Genomic DNA, 404 nt, shown 5'->3' with positions numbered 1-404 from the left:
GGTGGCTTCAGGGTTGGCTCGCGGGGTGCAACACCAAGGTTGGAGGCGACTATTTCGACTTCACGGCCCCCGATTTGGCGGGCAACGACCACACATTGTCGAAAGAGATAGCTGGCCGTGTGGCCCTGATTGACCTCTGGGGCAGTTGGTGCGCGTCGTGCCGCAAGCACTCTAAAGAGCTTATTCCCCTTTATGACAAGTATAAAGACCGCGGATTTACCGTTGTTGGCGTGGCCCGTGAGTATGACAACGCAGACGCAATGAAGACGGCGATAAAGCGCGACGGTTATCCGTGGCTCAACCTTCTGGAGCTTGACGACCGCCTCGGCATCTGGAAGAGATACGGCATTGGCAATGCCGGAGGCGGCCGCTTCCTCGTAGGTCGCGACGGCAAGATACTGGCC

1 protein-coding gene is annotated in these 404 nt (G+C 58.2%); it reads left to right on the top strand.

What is annotated here, in order from left to right; genetic code table 11:
- The coding region (locus H6B30_RS16135) for a peroxiredoxin family protein (protein ID WP_205112254.1) at nt 1-404 on the top strand (404 nt) is incomplete at both ends.

The sequence above is a fragment of the Marseilla massiliensis genome, from assembly GCF_016899955.1.
GTDB classification, from domain to species: domain Bacteria; phylum Bacteroidota; class Bacteroidia; order Bacteroidales; family Bacteroidaceae; genus Prevotella; species Prevotella intestinigallinarum.
Note: the sequence above shows the minus strand (reverse complement) of the source record. Positions and strands in the feature narration are given on the sequence as shown.